At 67.9% G+C, this 18,659-nt stretch carries 19 protein-coding genes; 8 read left to right on the top strand and 11 right to left on the bottom strand.

Annotation, left to right across the window (positions count from 1 at the left end; genetic code table 11):
* Window positions 1–2 precede the first annotated feature (2 nt).
* Window positions 3–1,139, top strand: a complete 1,137-nt coding sequence (locus tag VGD28_RS14965) for a GNAT family N-acetyltransferase (RefSeq protein WP_331029150.1) — start codon at window positions 3–5, stop codon at window positions 1,137–1,139.
* On the opposite strand, the gene VGD28_RS14960 is transcribed toward VGD28_RS14965, so the two are convergent.
* From VGD28_RS14960 to VGD28_RS14935, 6 genes are all read right to left on the bottom strand, one after another.
* Window positions 1,136–2,836: a hypothetical protein gene (locus tag VGD28_RS14960; protein WP_331029149.1), complete on the bottom strand. Its 1,701-nt coding sequence runs from the start codon at window positions 2,834–2,836 to the stop codon at window positions 1,136–1,138. The genes VGD28_RS14965 and VGD28_RS14960 overlap by 4 nt on opposite strands.
* Before the next feature lie 9 nt (window positions 2,837–2,845).
* Window positions 2,846–4,393: a hypothetical protein gene (locus tag VGD28_RS14955; RefSeq protein WP_331029148.1), complete on the bottom strand. Its 1,548-nt coding sequence runs from the start codon at window positions 4,391–4,393 to the stop codon at window positions 2,846–2,848.
* Window positions 4,390–6,102 (bottom strand): hypothetical protein, encoded by a 1,713-nt coding sequence (locus VGD28_RS14950; protein WP_331029147.1) that lies wholly within the window; start codon window positions 6,100–6,102, stop codon window positions 4,390–4,392. Before VGD28_RS14950 ends, VGD28_RS14955 begins: the two co-directional genes overlap by 4 nt.
* A 37-nt stretch (window positions 6,103–6,139) precedes the next feature.
* A complete protein-coding gene (locus VGD28_RS14945; RefSeq protein ID WP_331029146.1) occupies window positions 6,140–7,087 on the bottom strand; it encodes a hypothetical protein in 948 nt (315 codons plus the stop codon).
* Window positions 7,088–7,162: 75 nt separating this feature from the next.
* Window positions 7,163–8,380, bottom strand: a complete 1,218-nt coding sequence (locus VGD28_RS14940) for an argininosuccinate synthase (protein WP_331029145.1) — start codon at window positions 8,378–8,380, stop codon at window positions 7,163–7,165.
* Between the two features lie 37 nt (window positions 8,381–8,417).
* Complete coding sequence (locus VGD28_RS14935; protein ID WP_331029144.1) at window positions 8,418–9,755, bottom strand: MATE family efflux transporter; 1,338 nt, start codon at window positions 9,753–9,755, stop codon at window positions 8,418–8,420.
* Between the two features lie 48 nt (window positions 9,756–9,803).
* Here VGD28_RS14935 and VGD28_RS14930 point away from each other — a divergent pair, with 48 nt between their 5' ends.
* From VGD28_RS14930 to VGD28_RS14915, 4 genes are read left to right on the top strand one after another with little or no spacing between them, the layout of a single operon-like run.
* Window positions 9,804–10,223, top strand: a complete 420-nt coding sequence (locus tag VGD28_RS14930; RefSeq protein ID WP_331029143.1) for a DUF1801 domain-containing protein — start codon at window positions 9,804–9,806, stop codon at window positions 10,221–10,223.
* Window positions 10,224–10,266: 43 nt separating this feature from the next.
* Window positions 10,267–10,644, top strand: coding sequence for an EF-hand domain-containing protein (locus VGD28_RS14925; RefSeq protein ID WP_331029142.1), 378 nt, complete (start codon window positions 10,267–10,269; stop codon window positions 10,642–10,644).
* Between the two features lie 51 nt (window positions 10,645–10,695).
* Entirely contained in the window at window positions 10,696–11,118 is a 423-nt protein-coding gene (locus tag VGD28_RS14920; protein WP_331029141.1) for an energy transducer TonB, read from the top strand.
* Window positions 11,119–11,120: 2 nt separating this feature from the next.
* The gene (locus VGD28_RS14915; RefSeq protein ID WP_331029140.1) at window positions 11,121–11,927 is read left to right on the top strand and encodes an energy transducer TonB; all 807 of its coding nucleotides are present in this window, start codon (window positions 11,121–11,123) and stop codon (window positions 11,925–11,927) included.
* A 5-nt stretch (window positions 11,928–11,932) separates the two neighbouring features.
* Here VGD28_RS14915 and VGD28_RS14910 read toward each other — a convergent pair whose 3' ends face one another.
* The 4 genes from VGD28_RS14910 to VGD28_RS14895 all read right to left on the bottom strand — a co-directional run bounded on the left by VGD28_RS14910 (window position 11,933) and on the right by VGD28_RS14895 (window position 15,442).
* On the bottom strand, window positions 11,933–13,162 hold the full coding sequence (locus tag VGD28_RS14910) for a cyclopropane-fatty-acyl-phospholipid synthase family protein (RefSeq protein ID WP_331029139.1): 1,230 nt from the start codon (window positions 13,160–13,162) through the stop codon (window positions 11,933–11,935).
* Between the two features lie 68 nt (window positions 13,163–13,230).
* Window positions 13,231–13,980: a molybdopterin-dependent oxidoreductase gene (locus tag VGD28_RS14905; protein WP_331029138.1), complete on the bottom strand. Its 750-nt coding sequence runs from the start codon at window positions 13,978–13,980 to the stop codon at window positions 13,231–13,233.
* On the bottom strand, window positions 13,977–14,693 hold the full coding sequence (locus VGD28_RS14900) for a cytochrome b/b6 domain-containing protein (protein WP_331029137.1): 717 nt from the start codon (window positions 14,691–14,693) through the stop codon (window positions 13,977–13,979). The genes VGD28_RS14905 and VGD28_RS14900 overlap by 4 nt, the downstream gene beginning before the upstream one ends.
* Window positions 14,694–14,740: 47 nt before the next feature.
* Window positions 14,741–15,442 (bottom strand): glutathione S-transferase family protein, encoded by a 702-nt coding sequence (locus tag VGD28_RS14895; protein WP_331029136.1) that lies wholly within the window; start codon window positions 15,440–15,442, stop codon window positions 14,741–14,743.
* Window positions 15,443–15,553: 111 nt separating this feature from the next.
* Between VGD28_RS14895 and VGD28_RS14890 the strand changes: the two genes are divergently transcribed.
* Window positions 15,554–15,892, top strand: coding sequence for a helix-turn-helix domain-containing protein (locus VGD28_RS14890; protein ID WP_331029135.1), 339 nt, complete (start codon window positions 15,554–15,556; stop codon window positions 15,890–15,892).
* 272 nt (window positions 15,893–16,164) lie between these two features.
* Here the strand turns inward: VGD28_RS14890 and VGD28_RS14885 are convergent, their stop codons facing one another.
* Window positions 16,165–16,920, bottom strand: coding sequence for a sulfite exporter TauE/SafE family protein (locus VGD28_RS14885; RefSeq protein ID WP_331029134.1), 756 nt, complete (start codon window positions 16,918–16,920; stop codon window positions 16,165–16,167).
* 66 nt (window positions 16,921–16,986) lie between these two features.
* Between VGD28_RS14885 and VGD28_RS14880 the strand changes: the two genes are divergently transcribed.
* The gene (locus VGD28_RS14880; protein ID WP_331029133.1) at window positions 16,987–17,670 is read left to right on the top strand and encodes a class I SAM-dependent methyltransferase; all 684 of its coding nucleotides are present in this window, start codon (window positions 16,987–16,989) and stop codon (window positions 17,668–17,670) included.
* Window positions 17,670–18,506, top strand: coding sequence for a PhzF family phenazine biosynthesis protein (locus VGD28_RS14875; protein ID WP_331029132.1), 837 nt, complete (start codon window positions 17,670–17,672; stop codon window positions 18,504–18,506). The genes VGD28_RS14880 and VGD28_RS14875 overlap by 1 nt, the downstream gene beginning before the upstream one ends.
* Window positions 18,507–18,659: the final 153 nt, after the last annotated feature.

Here is an 18,659-nt window from a genome sequence, read left to right as displayed (position 1 = left end):
GCGTGCCCGCCTCCGTTACCGCCCGCATCGCCGAAGGTGTGACGTCGATCCCGGCGGCGCACTGGGATGCCTGTGCAGGCGACGCGAACCCGTTCGTTTCCCACGCCTTCCTGTCAGCGCTCGAACGATCGGGCTCGGCGACGGCGGAGACCGGGTGGCAGCCGCTGCCGATCGTCATCGACGATCCCTGCGGCACCCCCGCCGCGATCGTCCCCGCCTATGCCAAGAGCCACAGCCAGGGCGAATATGTCTTCGATCACGCCTGGGCCGATGCCTGGGAACGCGCGGGCGGGCGCTACTACCCCAAGTTGCAGGCCGCGGTGCCCTTCACGCCCGTCCCCGGCCCGCGCCTGCTGCTGCGCGACGCCGCGCTCGCGCCCGGGCTTATCGCGGGCCTCGAAGCGGTCACCGACCAGAACCGCCTGTCCTCCGCCCACGTCACCTTTCTCGACGAAGCGCAGATACCGCTGTTCGAGCAAACGGGCTGGCTGATCCGGGCAGGCACCCAGTTCCACTGGCAGAATGACGGCTATGCCAGCTTCGAGGATTTCCTCACGGCCCTCTCCTCGCGCAAGCGCAAGGCGATCCGCAAGGAGCGCGAGCGCGCGGCGGAGGGTCTGACGATCCGGCACCTGACCGGCGCGGAGATCACCGAAGCGCATTGGGATGCCTTCTGGGCCTTCTATCAGGACACCGGCAGCCGCAAATGGGGCCAGCCCTATCTCACCCGCCCCTTCTTCTCGATGCTGGGCGAGGCGATGGGCGACAAGGTGCTGCTGATACTGGCCGAGCGTGGCGGCCGCCTGATCGCCGGGGCGCTCAACCTGATCGGCGCGGATGCGCTGTATGGCCGCTATTGGGGTTGTGTGGAGGAGGTTCCGTTCCTCCATTTCGAGCTATGCTATTATCGGGCGATCGACGCCGCGATCGCGCGCGGCCTGGCCCGCGTGGAAGCCGGCGCGCAGGGCGAGCACAAGCTGGCGCGTGGCTATGTCCCTGTCACCACCTGGTCGGCGCACTATCTGCCCGATCCGAACTTCCGCCGCGCGGTCGCCGACTATCTGGAGCGAGAGCGCGCTGCGGTGGCACACGAGCAGGAATTCCTGAGCGAGCTGACGCCCTTCCGGCGGAGCGGCTAGACTTTCTTCTGCGCGGCCTGCCAGGCTTCCATCTGCTTCTGCTTGTCGCGCTTCAGGAACTCGCGGATCTTCTGGATCTGGTCGTGATAGGGTCCCAGATCGACCGGGTTGAGCACTGCCGCAGGGGTGCCGTGGTCGATCTTGAACAGCGCGCTGCTGCCGTCGCGCCACACCGGGATCAGCCCCGCCTCCAGCCGCTTGTCATAGGGCGGCGGGCTGATCACCCAGAGATAGTCATAGGCATGGCGCGGGAAGCGCGCGAGGCTCACCGCCACCGGACGCCACCATTCGCGCGGGCATTTGGTGTCGGTGACGATCTGCGAGGGATCGTGGCTGAATCCGCGTGCCTGCTTGTAACGCACGGTGAGCAGCTGCCCGCCCGCCATCGACCATTGGTCGTTGGTGTAGGCGAGCTTGCGCACCATCGCCATGCCGGGCAGGTGCTGCAGCCGCGTCATCGTCCATTCGTTGTAGCAGGTCTCGCCGACGAAGCTCAGCAGCCGCGCGCCCTCGGGCACATGATCCAGCGCGGCGAGCTCGCGGTCATAGGACTTGTCGTAGAGGACGTAGCTCCAGGTCGTCGCGCCCATGCGGACGAGGAAGAAGGCAAGCCCCGCCATCGCCAGTGCGTTCGCGCCGCGCACCGTCATGCCCGGTTTGGGCCGCAGCGCGATCAGCGCGATCGCCAGCATATAGGGGGCAAGGCGCATGTCGGCATAGGCCGACCCGAAGACCACGCGCGGCAGCAGGACGAACACCGCGATCAGGAACAGCGCCGAAATCCCCAGATGCCGCGAATATTCGATGTTGGGATCGCGCACGCCCTTGAACAGGACCAGGTAGATCACGCCGAGGCAGGCGATGTCGAACAGCTGCCAGCGGTCGCGCAGCACCATCAGGATCCACCAGATCTTGGCGCGCCAGTTGAACCAGTCGCCGGTCTGCCCGCTGACATGCCCACCGCTGCGCCACATCAGCATCAGCAGCGCCGGCGGCGCGAGGACGAGGCAGTGGATTCCCGCCCAGATCCACGGCACGATCCAGCTCTGCACGAAATCGGCGTGCCACGGCCCCTCGCGCGGGCCGCGCTTGTCGTGCTGGCGGATCAGCTCCGCAGCGAAGCACATCACGCCCAGCGTGCCCCAGCCGAAGGTATGGGTGATCCAGATGATCAGGCCGATCGGCACGAACAGGATCGCGCGCAGCCGGATCCTGCCGAGCCGCGCCAGCCGCAGCCACAGCGCGAAGGCGTTGAGCGCCAGCGCCATCGACAGCGCGAAGTTCGCGAAGCCGAAATGGAAGGCATAGTTGTAGACGAGCGGGAGCGCGAACAGCGCGGTCGCGGGGATTCGCCCGTGCACCTCGCGCGCGATCCACAACAGGCCGGTCACGGTCAGCACCGGGGTGGCGATGACGATCAGCTTCACCGCCAGCTCGAGTCCGAAGATCGGTTCGAGCGGGATGATCAGCAGGTCAAGCCCGAGATTGCCGATCAGGCTCCACTCGAACTTGTACCAGTCGTTGAGCCACGGCACTTCATTGTGCGAAAGCTGGACGCGGAACCGCGCCATATGGCCGGGCAGGTCCACCATCGGCGGGACGTCGGGCCACAGCAAAGGGATTGCCGCCGCGATCGCCGCGAACAGCACGAACCAGCGCGTCTGCCACCAGCGCGGCGCTTCGGAACCCCCTTGCATCGGCCGCACTTACTTCGGCACGGCCCCCAGCGGCAAGCGGCTTGAAGGGCGCTCCACCGCATAAAGCACCGAATCGCCGTATTGCCACAGCGGCTTGAGGCCTGCGCGCTCGCCCGACGCGGCGGGATGCGGGCGGATCAGCCAGACATGGGTAAACACGTCTCGCGGGAAGGCGGCGAGCGCCTGCGCCTGCGGCATCAGGTTGGGATCGATCGTGCACGGTTCGGGAAGCGAGATCTGCGACGGGTCATGCCCGAAAAAGCCCGCGCCGGTCAGCTTCACGCCGAGCAGCGGCGCGCCCTCCATCCGCCATTGATCGTTGGCAAAGGCCCCGCGTCGCGCGATGGTGAGGCTGGGCAGGTGCGTGCGGCGGCTATGCGCCCAAGGCTGGCCGCAGGTGTCTCCGACCAGTCCCAGCACGCGCGCGCCGCGGGGAAGATGATCGAGCGCGGCCAGCTCGCGCGTCCATTCGCGGTCATAGAGAGCGAAGCTTGCGGTGGTCGCTGCGGTGCGCAGGAGGAAGAAGGCGAGGCCTGCCAGCGCGATCCGGCGCAACGCCTGAGGCGCGATTGCCGAATCCGGCGCAAGACCGGCAAGGGCAATCATCATCGCATAGGGAAGCAGACGCAGATCGGCATAGGCCGATCCCATCAGCATGAAGGGAAGCAGCAGGAACGCCAGCGCCGCCAGTCCCGCCGCGACGGCCGCCTCCGGCGCAATCCGCCCGGCGCGCCCGCGTACGCCGGCATAGATCAGGACCAGCAGCAGCGCCGTCGAGGCGACGTCGAAGGCCAGCCAGCGATCGCGCAACACGCTGCCAAGTCCCTTGAGCTTGATCGCGAGGTCGAGGAAGCGCTCGGTGTCTCCGCCGCCGCTGCTGCGCCACAGCAGCAGCGCCAGCACCGGCGGCGCGAGCGGCAGGCAGGCGATCCCGGCGCGCAGAATCGCCATCGGCAGCTTCGCGCCGCCACTGCGCTGACGCGCGCATTCGCCACCGAACGCGAGCAGGCACAGCATCGCCCAGCCCATCGCATGCGCGGCCCAGACGAGCAGCCCGATCGCGACGAACAGCGCCGCGCGCGTCCGCAGCTGCCCGAGCCTGCGCAGCCGCAGCCACAGCGCCCAGCCACCCAGCGCGAGCGCCGTGGCCAGCGAGAAATTCACGAAGCCGAAGTGGAAAGGGTAGTTATAGGCGAGCGGCAGCGCGAACAGCGCCCAAGGGCTGACCCGCCCGGTCAGCTCGCGGCTGATCCATAGCAGCGCGCCGGTGGTCAGCGCCGGGATCGCGATCACGACCGCTTTCACCGCGGGTTCCAGCCCGACCCACGGACCCAGCGCCGCGACCAGCAGATCGACGCCCAGATTGCCGGCCACCCGCCACTGGAAGGCGTAATAGCGGTTCAGCTCCGGCGCGTCGCCGAGCATCACCCGGTAGCGCCCGATATGCCCCGGCAGGTCGGTCAGCGGCGGCACCGCGGGCCACAGCAGGGGGACCGCCGCCAGCAGCATCGCGGCGAGCACGAACCAGCGCCTCTCCCACCAGCGCGCGCCGCTCATGGCACGACCGCATAGATGCGCGCGCCATCATTCCCGCCCGGCACCGGGCGCAGCCATGCGGGGCGCCTGCCTCCGCGCAACGCCGCGAAAAGCGACCCGGCGGGTGGGGTTCCCAGCTCGCCATATGCGCCGGGACAATCGACGAGATAGTCCACGCCCAGCCGCGCAGCCTCGCGATGCGCTGCATCGGGCGCCATCAACAGCATCCGGTAGAGCGCGCGATTGCCGGCTCCGTTACGATGATAGGGTGCCGCCAGCACGTCATGCGGCGTCGCGGCCAGCGCATAGGCGCCAAGGTCGATCGGCATCGCAACGGTCCCGCGCGGCTGGCGCGCCAGCACCGCCAGCGCCGCGCCCGCATCGCAGCCGGTACCCCGGCCCGCTTCCGGAGCATGCGACAGGGCAGCACCGGCGATCGGGTACAGCAACCCGGCCGACAGAATCCACGCTGCGGCCAGCGCCAGCGTTCCGCGCGCGCGCGCCGCTGCGATCAGTCCGGCCAGCGCTGGCGCCGCGAGCATCGCCCCGGCATAGGCGCCGCGAAGCTGCGCGAAGGCGATCAGCAACGACACGAGCTGGAGCATCCCGACGATCAGCCATTCGCGCCCGCGCGACTGGCGCCACATCAAGCAGGTCGCGCCCAACCCCACGACCAGAAGCCCGGCATAGCCGATTGCATGCGCGAACGGGGCAACCAGCAACGGCTGCGCCTCGGCGACATTGGCAAGCCAGATGCGCGCCAGCACGGGATCGACCCCGCCATAGGGCCGCAGGCAGGAAGGCGAGGCCGCCAGCGCCGCCGCCACGGCGCCCGCGCCGATCAGGCCCGCCGCCGCGATCCGGCCTCGCATCTCCGGCAGCCACGGCGTCAGCAGCGCCAGGAGTAGCGGCGCCAGCGCGCCGATCTGCGCAGCCCGCCACAGCGGGGTAGCGAAGCCGTCGCAGGCTGGATAATCCCATCCGCTGGTCCCCAGCAGCAGCGCTGCCGCGGCGAGCCCCACCGTCAAGGCCAGCCCGTATCCCGCCAGCCTCGCGCGCGCCCCGTCCTCCACCCAGCGAGCCGCAAGCACCGCTCCACCTGCAACAAGAAGCGGCGCCATCTCCATCCCGATGACGAGGCTCGCCGCGCTGGCCAGCCCGGCGGCGATGCCCTTGCCCCATGTTCCCTGGCCCAACAGCGCCGCCAGCAGCACCAGCAGCAGCACGAGCTGCAGGCCGTGATGGTCGATCCGCCCGGGCAGGAACAGCGCGCTCGCCGGATAGGCCAGCGCCGCCACCACGATCGCGGTCGGCGCCGACGTCCCCAGCGCCCGCGCAATCGCCCCGGTCAGCGTCAACGCCGCGGCGAATAGCAATGCCGGCCACACGATCACCGCAGCGATCTCCGCGGCATGCGCGCCGGTCAGCGGCGTCAGCAGGGCGATGATCGCCGCCGGCACCAGATCGGGTAGCCGCGACCAGTGCATCTCCAGCCCGCCCAGCCCCAGCCGATGCTGCGCCAGATCCCGGAACGCCTGCCCGCCCAGCCAGTCGCGAATCTGCTGAAGCCGCACGACATCGTCGGTATCGGGCAGATGCAGCGCCGACAGCGCCGGCCAGTGCATCGCGCACCAGGCGGCCGTCAGCAGGGCCGCGATCGCAACCGCAACGCCCCGGTCACGCCACACCGTCGATTGCCCCGCCGTCATCCCCGCAGCGTAGCGCGCCATGGTTAATATTTGACTGGGCAAATCCCTTGCAGCGGGGTCAGTTGAGCGCAGCCTTCAACGTCAGGCTCGGCATGAAGAAGCCGCGCTCGAACGCCTTGTCGGCCACGTTCGACCAGCGCCGCCGGTATTCGCCGCCAATGCCGATATCGATCGCCGTCGACATGCCGCGCGCCTGCAGCCACGCCGCGGGCGACAGCGCGGCGCGCAGCTTAACCGTCTTGTCGATCCGCTTGGCGCCGTCAGCATCGAGGACATTGTCGTAGCGGTCGAGCGAGGCGCTTGCCTCGAAGGTGAATTTGAGGTCCGCGTCGGTCAGCAGGATGAATTCCGCAGCCAGGCGCGGGGACAGGCGCTCCGAAGCATCGTCCGCCGAGATCGTCTGCGCGACTTCGGCGGACAGCTTGTACCCGATGCTGCCATCGCCGGTGCAGCCGCCCGCGGGTGTCTCGCCATCCTTGCACTGAACGAACAGATAGTCGGTCACCGCCATACCGAGCGTGACCTTGTGGGTGAGCGCGGTGTTGGTGTCGAACAGCCCCTTGAACGGCTGGGTCAGGCGGTAGCGCGCATAGACGAAGGTCTGATCCTTGCCCGCCACGTCGCGCCCGCCGCTGCGCTCGAGCGCGAACTTGTCGGTGCTCTCGATGCTGATCTGGCCGAACAGCCCGGATTCGCGGTCGCGATCGTCGAACAGATGCGGCGACATGGTGCCCCCGGCATCGAGCTTCCAGGTCAGTGCGTCGGTGCCGCGCTTGGCCTTGAAGGTGAAGCCGTACTCACCCTCGTCGACCAGGTCGTCGGCCGCCGTATCGAACGGGAGCGGCTTGCCGAACGCGGGCGCGGCGCTCGCCTCGAGCGTCACGGTCACCTTACCCGCTTCGTCGCCCCCGATCCCGACCGTGTCGAGCGACTTGCCGATGCTCTGCGCCATCGCCGAGGGCACGGCGATGCCCCCCATCACGAGGCAAATGATCAGTCGTTTCATTGTTCCCCCCGGAGCAATTCGACGACCCTATATCATTTCGTGCTCGTAATATCAGAGGAAATGCATCCGAAGCGGTCAACCTTCACGGCGGCCCAGCAGCCGCAGTCGAAGCGCGTTGAGCTTGATGAAGCCCGCCGCGTCACGCTGGTCGTACGCGCCCTGATCGTCCTCGAACGTCACCACCTTCTCGCTGTAGAGCGAGCCGGGCGACTTGCGGCCGACCACATTCACGCTGCCCTTGTAGAGCTTGAGGCGGACGGTGCCGTTGACGTTCTGCTGACTGTGATCGATCGCCGCCTGCAGCATCTCGCGCTCGGGCGCGAACCAGAAGCCGTTGTAGATCAGCTCGGCATAGCGCGGCGCGAGCTCGTCCTTGAGGTGCGCAGCGCCGCGGTCGAGCGTGATCGATTCGATCCCGCGGTGCGCGAGGTGATAGATGGTGCCGCCCGGCGTCTCGTACATGCCGCGCGACTTCATGCCCACGAAGCGGTTCTCGACCAGGTCGAGCCGGCCGATGCCGTGCTTGCGGCCGAGATCGTTGAGCGCCGCCAGCAGCGTCGCCGGCGACATCGCCTCGCCGTTGAGCGCGACCCCGTCGCCCTTCTCGAAATCGATCGTGACGTACTCGGGCGTGTCGGGCGCATCCTCTGGGTTTACCGTGCGCGAATAGACGTAATCGGGCACTTCCTCCCACGGATCCTCGAGCACCTTGCCCTCGGAGCTGGTGTGGAGGAGATTCGCGTCGGTCGAGAACGGCGCCTCGCCGCGCTTGTCCTTGGCGACCTGGATCTGGTGCTTCTCGGCGAACTCGATCAGCTTGGTGCGGCTGGTCAGGTCCCATTCGCGCCACGGCGCGATCACCTTGATGTCGGGGTTGAGCGCATAGGCCGACAGCTCGAAGCGGACCTGATCGTTGCCCTTGCCGGTCGCGCCGTGGCTGACGGCGTCAGCGTTCACTTCCTTGGCGATCTCGATCAGCCGCTTGGAGATCAGCGGCCGCGCGATCGACGTGCCGAGCAGGTACAGCCCCTCGTACAGCGCATTGGCGCGCATCATCGGGAAGACGAAGTCGCGGACGAACTCTTCCCTGAGATCGTCGATGAAGATGTGCTCGGGCTTGACCCCGGCGTTGAGCGCCTTCTGGCGCGCGGGCTCGAGCTCCTCGCCCTGGCCGAGGTCGGCGGTGAAGGTCACCACCTCGCACTGATACTCCTGCTGGAGCCACTTCAGGATCACGCTGGTGTCGAGGCCGCCCGAATAGGCGAGCACCACACGGTTGATCTTGTCGGCCATTGCGCAAAGCTCCAGAGGGAAAAGGTCGCGTGCGCCTCTAGGGCCGCGGGGGCGCTTCCGCAACACCAGTGAACAGCCGGGGCAGATAGGCGCCCAGCGAGATCGCCCGATAGAAATAGCTGGCGAGGAATGCGAGCCACAAACCCGTCGCCCCGAACGGCCGCAACAGCAAGTCGGTCCCGATATACAGGACTGTCGCCAGGATCGCGGCGTTGCGCAGCGCCCGGCCCTGCGTCGCGCCGATGAACACCCCGTCGAGCAGCCAGGCGGGCACCCCAAGCGTCGCGGTGAGCGCGGCGAAGGGCAGCATCGCATAGGCGGCGGCGCGGACCTCCGCATTGGTGCTCAGCAGGTCGACCAGCAGCCAGCCGAACGCCGCGGCGACCACGCTCGCGATCAGCCCGAAGCCAAGCGAGAACTCTCCTGTCAGCCGGATCGCGCGCCTGAGGTCCGCCTTCGATCCCGCCCCGATCGCGATCCCTACGCGCGATTCGGCGGTGAAGGCGAAGCCATCGAGCACGAAGGCGAAGATGCCGACCAGTTGGAGCAGCACGTGGTTGGCGGCGAGCTGAACCGTGCCCAGCCGTGCGCCGGCATTGGCGAGCCACAGGAACATCGCGAGCAGCGCGATGGTGCGGATCATGATGTCGCCATTGACCGCGAACAGCCGCTTCCACGCCAGGGGATCGAAGAAGCCCGCGCGCTGGCGCATCAGCGCCCCCGGCCCGGCGATACGCAGCACCATGACGATGCCAAGCGCCAGCGCGATCCATTCGGCCAGCGCGGTCCCGAGGCCCACGCCCCGCGCACCCATGCCGAAATGCCACACGAACAGCACGTCCAGCACGACATTGGCCGCATTCATCGCGATCTGGAGCAGCAGCGTGTCGCGCGTGCGGCCAAGGCCGTAGAGCCAGCCGTTGATCGCGTAGAAGCCGAGCGCGGCGGGTGCGCCGAGGAAGCGAGCGCTCGCGAACTCGCGCGCCGCGGCGTCGAGGCTGCCGCCCCCGGCCAGCGCCGCGAGCGCGAGCGGCACGAGCAGCAGTTGCAGCGCGACCAGCGCCACGCCGATCGCGAGGCCCGCCGCCAGTCCGCGTGCGAGCAGGGCATCCACCTCGGCGCCGTCGCCCCGGCCATGCGCCTGCGCGGTCATCCCGGTCATCCCCATGCGCAGGAAGCCGAACGCCCAGAAAATGAAGTTGATGATCGCGACGCCCAGCGCCACCCCCGCCAGCGCCGCGGCATCCCCCGTCCAGCCGATCACCGCGGTATCGACCAGACCGACCAGCGGCACCGTCGTCTGCCCGAGCATGATCGGCCAAGCCTGCCCAAGGATCGAGCGGCGCGTGAGGAGGAGGGGCTGGGACGCTTGCATGGCGCCTCCATGCGCATATGCTCGCGCGAAATCCAGCGGAGCGGCTCGATGACCGAGATCAAGACCAAGCCGACGCAGGTGACCGCGGCCGATTTCATCGCCGCGGTCGAGAACCCGGCGCGGCGCGAGGACGCGAAGATCGTCTGCGCGATGATGGAGCGCATCACCGGCGAGCCGCCCAGGATGTGGGGCCCGTCGATCATCGGCTTCGGCAGCTATCACTACAAGTACGAGAGCGGCCATGAGGGCACGATGTGCCGCCTCGGCTTCTCGCCGCGCAAGGCGCAGCTCGTGCTCTACATCCTCACCGAAGACCCGGGACAGGGCGCACAGCTGGCGCGGCTCGGCAAGCACAAGACCGGCAAGTCGTGTCTCTACATCAACAAGCTCGCCGATGTGGACATGAGCGCGCTCGAGGAGATGACCCGCGACGCGCTGGCTTACATGAACGCGAAATACCCGGCCTGACGGTTCAAGCGCCAGTCAGCCGGTTCGTGCTATGGCGCCGCCCATGCTGATTCTCTTCGCCCTCGCCGCCATCCAGACCGCGCCCGTGGGCGTCGCCCCCGGCCCGCTCCCCAAGGCCGAGGCCGAGCGCCGCGTCGCCGAGCGCTTCGCCGATCTCGATCTCAACGAGGACGGCGTGATCGAGCGCGACGAGGTGCGCGCCCGCTTCGATTTCGATGCGAGCGCCAACGCCACCTATGCCGCCGCGAGCAGGGCCAAGAAGGCAGGCGACCCACGGCCAGCGGTCGATGCGCGCCAGCCGCCTTTCGCCAAGGCCGACGCCTGGTTCGCGGCGGTCGATGCCGACAGGAACGGCAAGATCACCCGCGACGAGCTCACCCGTTACGCAGGCGCGGATATCGAGCAGATCGGCGTCAAGTAACCCCGGCAACGAATTGCTGGACTGGCGGACGATTCGCGATATCGTCCTGCGATGCTTCTGACAGCCACCCTCCTCGCTCTGTCCGCCGCTCCGATGCAGGAGCGCAGGATCCAGCAAACCGGCGGCGCCGCCGCGCGCGAGAAGGAGGAGAAACAGCAGCAGCAGCAGCAGCAGCCCGTTCGCGCCAAGCCGATCGGATCGCCGGGAGCCTGGGTGACCTCCGCCGACTATCCGCCCGAATCGCGCGCCGCGGGCGAAAGCGGCCAGGTCACCGTGAAGATCGAGATCGACGCGACGGGCAAGGTCAGCGGCTGCACCGTCGCCACGTCGAGCGGCTTCCCGCGCCTCGACCAGAAGACCTGCGAGCTCGTGACGCTCCGCGGAAAATATGAACCAGCGCTTTCGCCCAAGGGCAAGGCGATCCCGTCGACCTCGATGATGCGGTTCGGCTGGAGCGCCACGGACGGAACCTGATCATGCCACTGATCGCTGCCGTCCTCGCCACGATTGTAGGCCAGAGCGCTGCTGCGCCCGCGCCGCTGAAGCCGGCAGGCAGCTGGGTGGTCGATTATGCCGACAATGCCTGCAACGTCGCGCGCAGCTTCGGCGCCGGCGATCAGCAGGTGGTCTTCGCGCTGACTCTGATGCCGGGACGTGATCACAATCAGATTGTCCTCAACCGGCCCTATGACGGCAAGGAGAGGATCAGGAAGAGCGATCTCGTCATCACCACCGGCCCCGATTCTCCGCCGATCACGACGCCTGCGATCAGCGGATCGGTCAAAGCCGGAAACCGCCTGCTGCATGCCACCATCAGCGCCGAGGAACTGGCGCGGATCGAAGGCGCCAAATCGCTGACCCTCACGCACCGCGGCGAGGTCATCCACCTCGCGACCAATGGCATGAAGGCCCCGCTCGCCGCCGCGCTTACCTGTGAGGATGATCTGATCCGCAGCTGGGGCGGCGATCCCGCAGCCTTCCGGAGCATCGCCGTCCGAGCCAAGGCCGCCGAAAACCCGGCCAGATGGGTCACCAATGATGACTATCCCAGCGAATCCGTCGCGATGGGCGAAGGTGGCACCGTCGGCGTGCGGCTGGACATCGGCGCGGACGGAAAGCTGCTCAACTGCACCGTGATCAGCTCGAGCACCTTCGCACGGCTCGATCAACAGACCTGCGCCCTGATCCGCAAACGGGTCCGCTATGAGCCGGCCCGGTTGGCCGACGGCACCCCGGTCGTCTCAAGCTCGTTCCTGCGTTTCCGCTGGCAAGTCCTGGATTGACGGCATCAGCCGCCGCCCAGGGCCTTCTCCGCCTCCGTCATATAATTCCGCGTGATCGGCAGCGCGGTGCGCGAGCGCGAATATTGCAGCTGGTAGTTGACCAGCCCGCCGTTGCGGAAAGCGGTCAGCGACCCGGCGAGGTAGAAGGTCCACATGCGGAAGAAGCGCTCGTCGTACAGCGCGACAATCTCCGCCTTCGCCGCCGTCGCGCGGTCGTACCAGGCCTGGAGCGTGTAGGCATAGTGGAGCCGCAGCACCTCGACGTCGGTGAGGAAGAGGCGCATCCCCTCGTGCCCGCGCACGATCTCCGACAGCGCTGGAATATAGCCGCCCGGGAAGATGTATTTGGCAGTGAAGGCGTCGGTCACGCCCGGTCCGCCGGCACGGCCGATCGTATGGAGCAGCATCACCCCTTCCTCGTTCAGCAGCTCGCGGCACTTGCGGAAGAAGGTGCGGTAATGCGCCGTGCCGACATGCTCGAACATCCCGACCGAGACGATGCGGTCGAACTGACCGGTGACGTGGCGATAGTCGATCAGCTCGAACTTCACCTTGTCCGCGACGCCGGCCTTCGCCGCCCGCTCGCGCGCGATCTTGAGCTGCTCTTCGGACAGGGTGATGCCCAGCACCTCGGCACCGGTCTTCTCGTGCAGGTAGAGCGCCATGCCGCCCCAGCCGCAGCCGATGTCGAGCACCTTCATCCCCGGGCGGATCACGAGCTTCGCTGCGATATGGGCCTTCTTGTCCGCCTGGGCCTGCTCGAGGCTGTTCGACGGATCGGTGTAATAGGCCATCGAATATTGGCGGTCCGCGTCGAGGAACAGGTCGTAGAGCGTCGCCGAGAGGTCGTAATGGTGCGCGACGTTGCGCTTCGAGCGGCGCGCCATGTTGATGCGGTCGAGCCGGAAGCGGACATTGTCGAAACCGCGCTTGAGCAGTCCGGCATTGAGGTTGCCGGTCGCATCCTCCCATTTGTTGTTCGCGGTGAACAGGTTGAGCAGCGCGAGGATGTCGCCCTGCTCGATCACCAGCGATCCGTCCATGAACGCCTCCGCCGCGCCCAGCGAAGGGTCGGTGAGGATGCGCCGCGGCACGGACGGATCGGCGAAGCGGATCGTGACCGGTGCAATGTCCGGGTCGGGCGCACCGAAGCTGCGCGCCGTCCCGTCGGCATGGATCACGGTGAACTCACCGCGCTTCAGGGCGCGGGCGAAGAAATGGTCGATCAGGGCCATGCGCCTAGGCTAGCGGGCGAAACCTTGTTCGCAAGCGCGGAAAATGCACGGATCCGAAATAAATAATCTCAGATTCCCGCATACCATTCATAACCGGCGATATCCTCCCACAGCCCGCCCTTGCCGCCGTGGATGCCGTCGATCGAAGCCACCGCCTCGATCCGCATCACATATTTCGCGTGCTTGTAGCCGAGCTGCCGCTCGACCCGCAGGCGCAGCGGCGCGCCATGCTCGACCGGGAGCGTGCGGTTGTTCATCGCCCAGGCGAGGATCGTCTGCGGGTGGAAGGCATCGACCAGGTCGATCGATTCATAATAGGGCCGCCCATAGAGCGTATCGGCGCAGTGAAAGACCAGGAAGCGCGCGCTGTCCCTGAGCCCGGCGAGGTCGAGCACTGTCGACAGCTTCGGCCCGTGCCATTTGCCGATCGCGCTCCACCCCTCGACGCAATCGTGGCGGGTGATCTGCGCGCGCTGCGGCAGCGAACGAAGGTCGGCGAGCGACAAGCTGAGGGGCCGCGCCACAAGCCCGTCCACGCGTAGCCGCCAGTCGGCGAAATTGCCTCGCATCAGCGCGCGATAGGCCGAGTCAGCGGGAAAGATCGAGCCGTTGGCGCGGAAGCGCGGCGACATCTCCGCCTCAGTGAACTGCCGGGCCAGCGCGTTGCGGTCGGTGATCGCGCGCTGCAGACTCCTGTGCACCGCCTCCGCCTTGAACAGCAGGTCGCGGCCCGCCGCGCTCTCTCCAATTGCATCGCATCCGGCGACCAGCCCCCCGGCCCCGGCGACCAACAGCGAGCGGCGCGTGATCAGGCTCATGTCTCGGGCACCTTCCACTTGCCCGTGACCATCGACCGCACCTCGTTCCACACCCCCGCCAGGATGACGAGCGCGAGATGCAGAATCGTGAACCCTGCCAGCAGCATCGCGACGATGAAATGGATCGAGCGAGCGCTCTGCCGCCCGCCGAAGATATCGGTCAGCCACGGCCAGGCCGCGTTCATCCCGGGCGACATGGCGAGCCCGGTGAAGATCACCAGCGGCAGCAGCACGAAGATCACCGCGACATAGGAGAGCTTCTGGAAACCGTTATAGGCGCGCGGATTCTCGGGATCGTGGAAGCGCAGTGCCGCATGCGCCTTCACCTCGGCGGCGAGGTGAGCGGGCGTCAGCTCGTTCGCTCGCACGCGCAGGTCGCGCTGGAAATGCCGGTTGAGCAGGCTCACCGCCATGAACGCGAGCAGCGCGAACGCCAGCACCAGCGCGAAGAACAGGTGCCAGCGCCGCGCCAGCGCGAGGTCGTAGCTCGACGGGATCGTCAGCCAGCCGGGCACCCGCCCTCCCTCGAACACCCATGCCACGCGGAACCAGGGCCGGTCGTAATTCGCGCCATATTCGCCCCAATAGAGCTGGCCGTGCGCGTTGAGGATCATAAGGCCGCTGCCGAGCAGCACGATCACGCTGACCGCCGTCACCCAGTGCCACAGCCGGGTGGGCAGACGGTGGCGATAGACGGCGGGTTCACTGGCCACGCCCCCTTATGCCGCCGGCGCCGGGGAAGCGCCAGCGGCAAGACAGGTCAGGCGTGATCGCGCAGGATCTGCGCCAGCGGCACCTCGCCCAGCAGCGCGCCGTTGCCCGGCGGCGTCTCGCCGTCCTCGCGCGCTTGGGCGAAGGCGACCGCGGGGTCGGCCATCAGCCGCGCGATCAGGGCCTGGGTCCGGGGATAGTCGCCGGTCTGCACCGCCTGGTGAAAGGCGCCCCAACGCGCGACGCCGATGAACACGCCATCGGCCAGCGTCGGCCGATCGCCCATCAGATAGGGCGCATCGCCGATCAGCTCCTCCATCCGCGCATGCCGGTCGTTGACCAGCCCGTGCCCGAACTGGCGCAGCGCCGCCTTGTACGCCGGATCGCCATCTTCCATCTCGAGCGCCACCCAATAGGGGGTGAAGGCCGCGGTGAAGCCGGTGTTGATGAAGCCGATCAACTGGTGCATCCGGTCGGCCTGCGCCGTGCCGGGCGCGAAGCTGACGCGCCGCTCGTCGTCGCGCGCCTCGATCCAGGCGGCGATGGCCATCGTCTCGGTCACCGCGCGGCCGTCTCCGGGGAGCAGCACCGGGGTCTCGCCGCGCGGGTTCAGGCGCAGATATTCGGGCGTCTTCATCTCGCTCAGCATGTCGACGCGCGACAGCCGGTAGGGCTGTCCCAGCCATTCGAGCGAGGCGACGAGCCCCATCGAGCTCCCCAGCGGGAAGCCGTAAAGCAGGGTCGGTTCCATGATAGTCTCCGTGATCTTGGGGGATCACCGCGCGGTGTGACTGGCATTTAGGGAGCCGGGCGCCCAAGTAAATTACGCACAAAAATGTCACCTCAGGCGTGGAGCGAAGAAATGCAGGACGTGGTGTCGAGCTGCCCGATCGAGGATGCGATGCGCGTGCTGAGCGGCCGCTGGGCAACGCTGCTGCTCTACTATCTCAAGGACGGGCCGAAGCGTTTCAGCGAGCTGCAGCGCGACAATCCGAGCATCTCGCACCGCATCCTGACGCTCGAGCTGCGCAAGCTCGAGGATGCCGGGCTGGTCGCGCGCACCGCGTACGCGGGCTTCCCGCTGCGCGTCGAATACAGCCTCAGCGCGCCGGGCGCGGAGCTGATGCCGCTGATCGACGCGATCGGCGACTGGTGGGAAGCCTCCTTCCCGCGCCGCCGCGAATGCCGCGACGCGGCATAGACGCGGGCGTGAGCCGATGGCGGCTTGCCGAAGTTGACGAAATTACGCGGAACGCGGTTCATTGTGTCAACTTTGCCGCCTTTGTCGGGCCGGTTCGGCGAGCTCGCCCTGCTACGGGAATCGACGACATCAAAGAGCGGCCGGGACGCGACCCAGCGATGCAAGCAAATGAATTCCAACATTGCAAGCCAGGCGTCAGCTATTGAAGGGTGGCGGGCATTTTCTGACCCGAATGCACCCGGATGCCCGATAATCCCGGCCTTGCGCCCAACCTAGCCGTAGGCGCGCACGAAGAAGATCACCGTCGTCGAGGCCGTCACCAGCAGCGTCCAAACCCGCACCGCACGCGGCGACAACCGCTTGCCGATCGCCGCCCCCGCCCAGCCGCCGATGATCGATCCCGCGAGCATCGGCAGGCACGCCCACCACCACACCATCGCAAGGCCGACGAACACCATCGCCGCGGCGAGATTGGCGACCGACAGCATCAGCGTGCGGATCGCGAACAGCTCGCGCGGCTGGATATTGGCGAGCAGGCCATAGACCGCGGTGGTGATCAGCCCGACGCCGCCGCCGAAATAGCCGCCATAGATGCCCAGCACCGATTGCGCGCCGATCAGCGTCGGCGTGCCGATGGTGACGCGCGCGTGCAGCCAGTCCGCGGCGCTCCGCCCGAACAGCATCACGACGAAGGCGAACAGCAACAGCCAGGGGATGACGATGTCGAACGTGTCGCTCGGCGTCAGCACCAGCAACAGGCTGCCCGCGATCCCGCCGATGAAGGTGATCGCGGCGAGCAGCACCACCGACAGCCCCGCCACCGGCCCCAATTCGTCGCGAAACCCCCAGGCACTCGCCGCCGCCCCGGGCAGCAGCGCAACGTTGGAGGTCGCATTGGCGATATTGGCGGGCAGGCCCAGCGCGATCAGCGCGGGCAGCGTCGCGAACGACCCGCCGCCCGCCAGCCCGTTCATCGCCCCGCCGACGACCCCCGCGACGGCGGCAAGCAGAAGGTCGGGCCAGTTCATCGAAACGCCCTATGCCAGAAAGCCCGGCGCGCTCAATATCGGGATCGTTGAAGACGGAGACCCCGAATGGATGATGCGATCGCCGACTATGCCGCCAACGCGACCCCCGAGCTGATCGCAGGCTATGACGCGCTTCCGCCCGAACAGATCTATGCCGCGGTGCTCGACCTGTTTCCGGCGCCGCCTGCCCGCGTCGCGGATATCGGCGCGGGCACGGGCCGGGACGCCGCGTGGCTCGCGCGCAAGGGGTATCACGTTCTGGCGGTCGAGCCCGTCCCCGCGTTTCGCGAAGCCGGCGCCGCGCTTCATGGCGATGCGATCGAATGGCTCGACGATCAGCTTCCCGCGCTGGACGAGACCGAGCGCCGCGGTCCGTTCGATCTGGTGCTGCTGTGCGCCGTCTGGCACCATCTTGATACCGCGGACCGCGCACGCGCCCTGCCGGCCCTCGCCCGCATGACGGCCCCGGGCGGCAGGCTGATCCTCTCACTGCGCCACGATCCGGGCACGCTCCGGCAACACAGCTATCCCGCGCCGCCGCAGGAGGCGATCGATCTGGCATGCGCAGTCGGCTTCCAGCTGATCCGGCGGGCGGAAGCCCCCTCGGTCCACCCCGAAAGCCGGGCCTATGGCGTCCGCTGGACGTGGCTCGCCTTCGCTGGACCCCCGGCTGGGCACGGGCTGTTTTCACCGGTCAGCCGGGCGAGGGCGTATCGGCACGGCGGCAACCATAGTCAGAGGCGGAAATGATGAAGCTGGATCTGATCGACGTGTTCGGGGCGCAGGCGCTGCGTGGCAACCCGCTGGCCGTAATGCATGGTGCCGAGCAGATGACCGCGGACGCGATGCTCGCGCTCACCCGCTGGCTCGGCTTCTCCGAGACCACCTTCCTTCTCCCGCCCACCGATCCCGCCGCCGACTATCGCGTGCGCATCTTCTATCCGGCGGGCGAGCTGCCCTTTGCCGGGCATCCCACGCTCGGCACCTGCCATGCCTGGCTCGCTGCGGGCGGCATCCCGAAGAAGGCGGACCGCATCGTGCAGCAATGCGGCGTCGGGCTGGTCGAGGTCCGGCGCGACGGCGAGCGGCTGGCGTTCCGCGCGCCCCCGCTGATCGACGGCACACCGCTCACCGATGCCGAACGCGTCGAGACCGCTGCGTTCGCCAACGTCCCGGCCGACGCGATCGTCGATGCCCGCCACGCCGTCAACGGCCCGCGCTGGCGCCTGCTGCGGCTGCGCTCGGCGGAGGACGTGCTCGGCGCCGAGCCGCAGCCGCGCGCGCCGGTCGGCACCGATATCGGGCTGGTCGGGCCGGCCGCGCCGGGCAGCGGCGCGGACTGGGAAGTGCGTGCCTTCTTCGCCGATCCGTCGGGCAGGATGGTGGAGGATCCGGTGACCGGCAGCCTCAACGCCGCGGTGGCGCAGCATTTGTTCGCGGATGGGCTCGCCAGCGGCGGCTACATCGCGGCGCAGGGCCGCTGCACCGGCGCGGACGGCCGCGTCCATTGCAGCATCGACGGCGAAGGTCAGGTCTGGATCGCCGGACGCGCCGACACGATCGCGGCGGGCGCAGCGCTCGGTTAGGGTCTTAAACCCAATTAGAACGAGGTCGAGACGGAGCGGATTTTGGCGCCAGGCTAGGAGCGAGGAGGGAGCGATGGAGTTCCATCGTGACCGACGAGCGACGCCGCATGGCGCCAAAAGACGCCCGCCGCTACGCGGTCTAATTGGGTTTAG

It is taken from the genome of Sphingomonas sp., assembly GCF_036402235.1.
Classification (GTDB): Bacteria; Pseudomonadota; Alphaproteobacteria; order Sphingomonadales; family Sphingomonadaceae; genus Sphingomonas.
The sequence above is the reverse complement of the archived record's forward strand: the minus strand, read 5'-3'. Positions and strand labels throughout refer to the sequence as shown.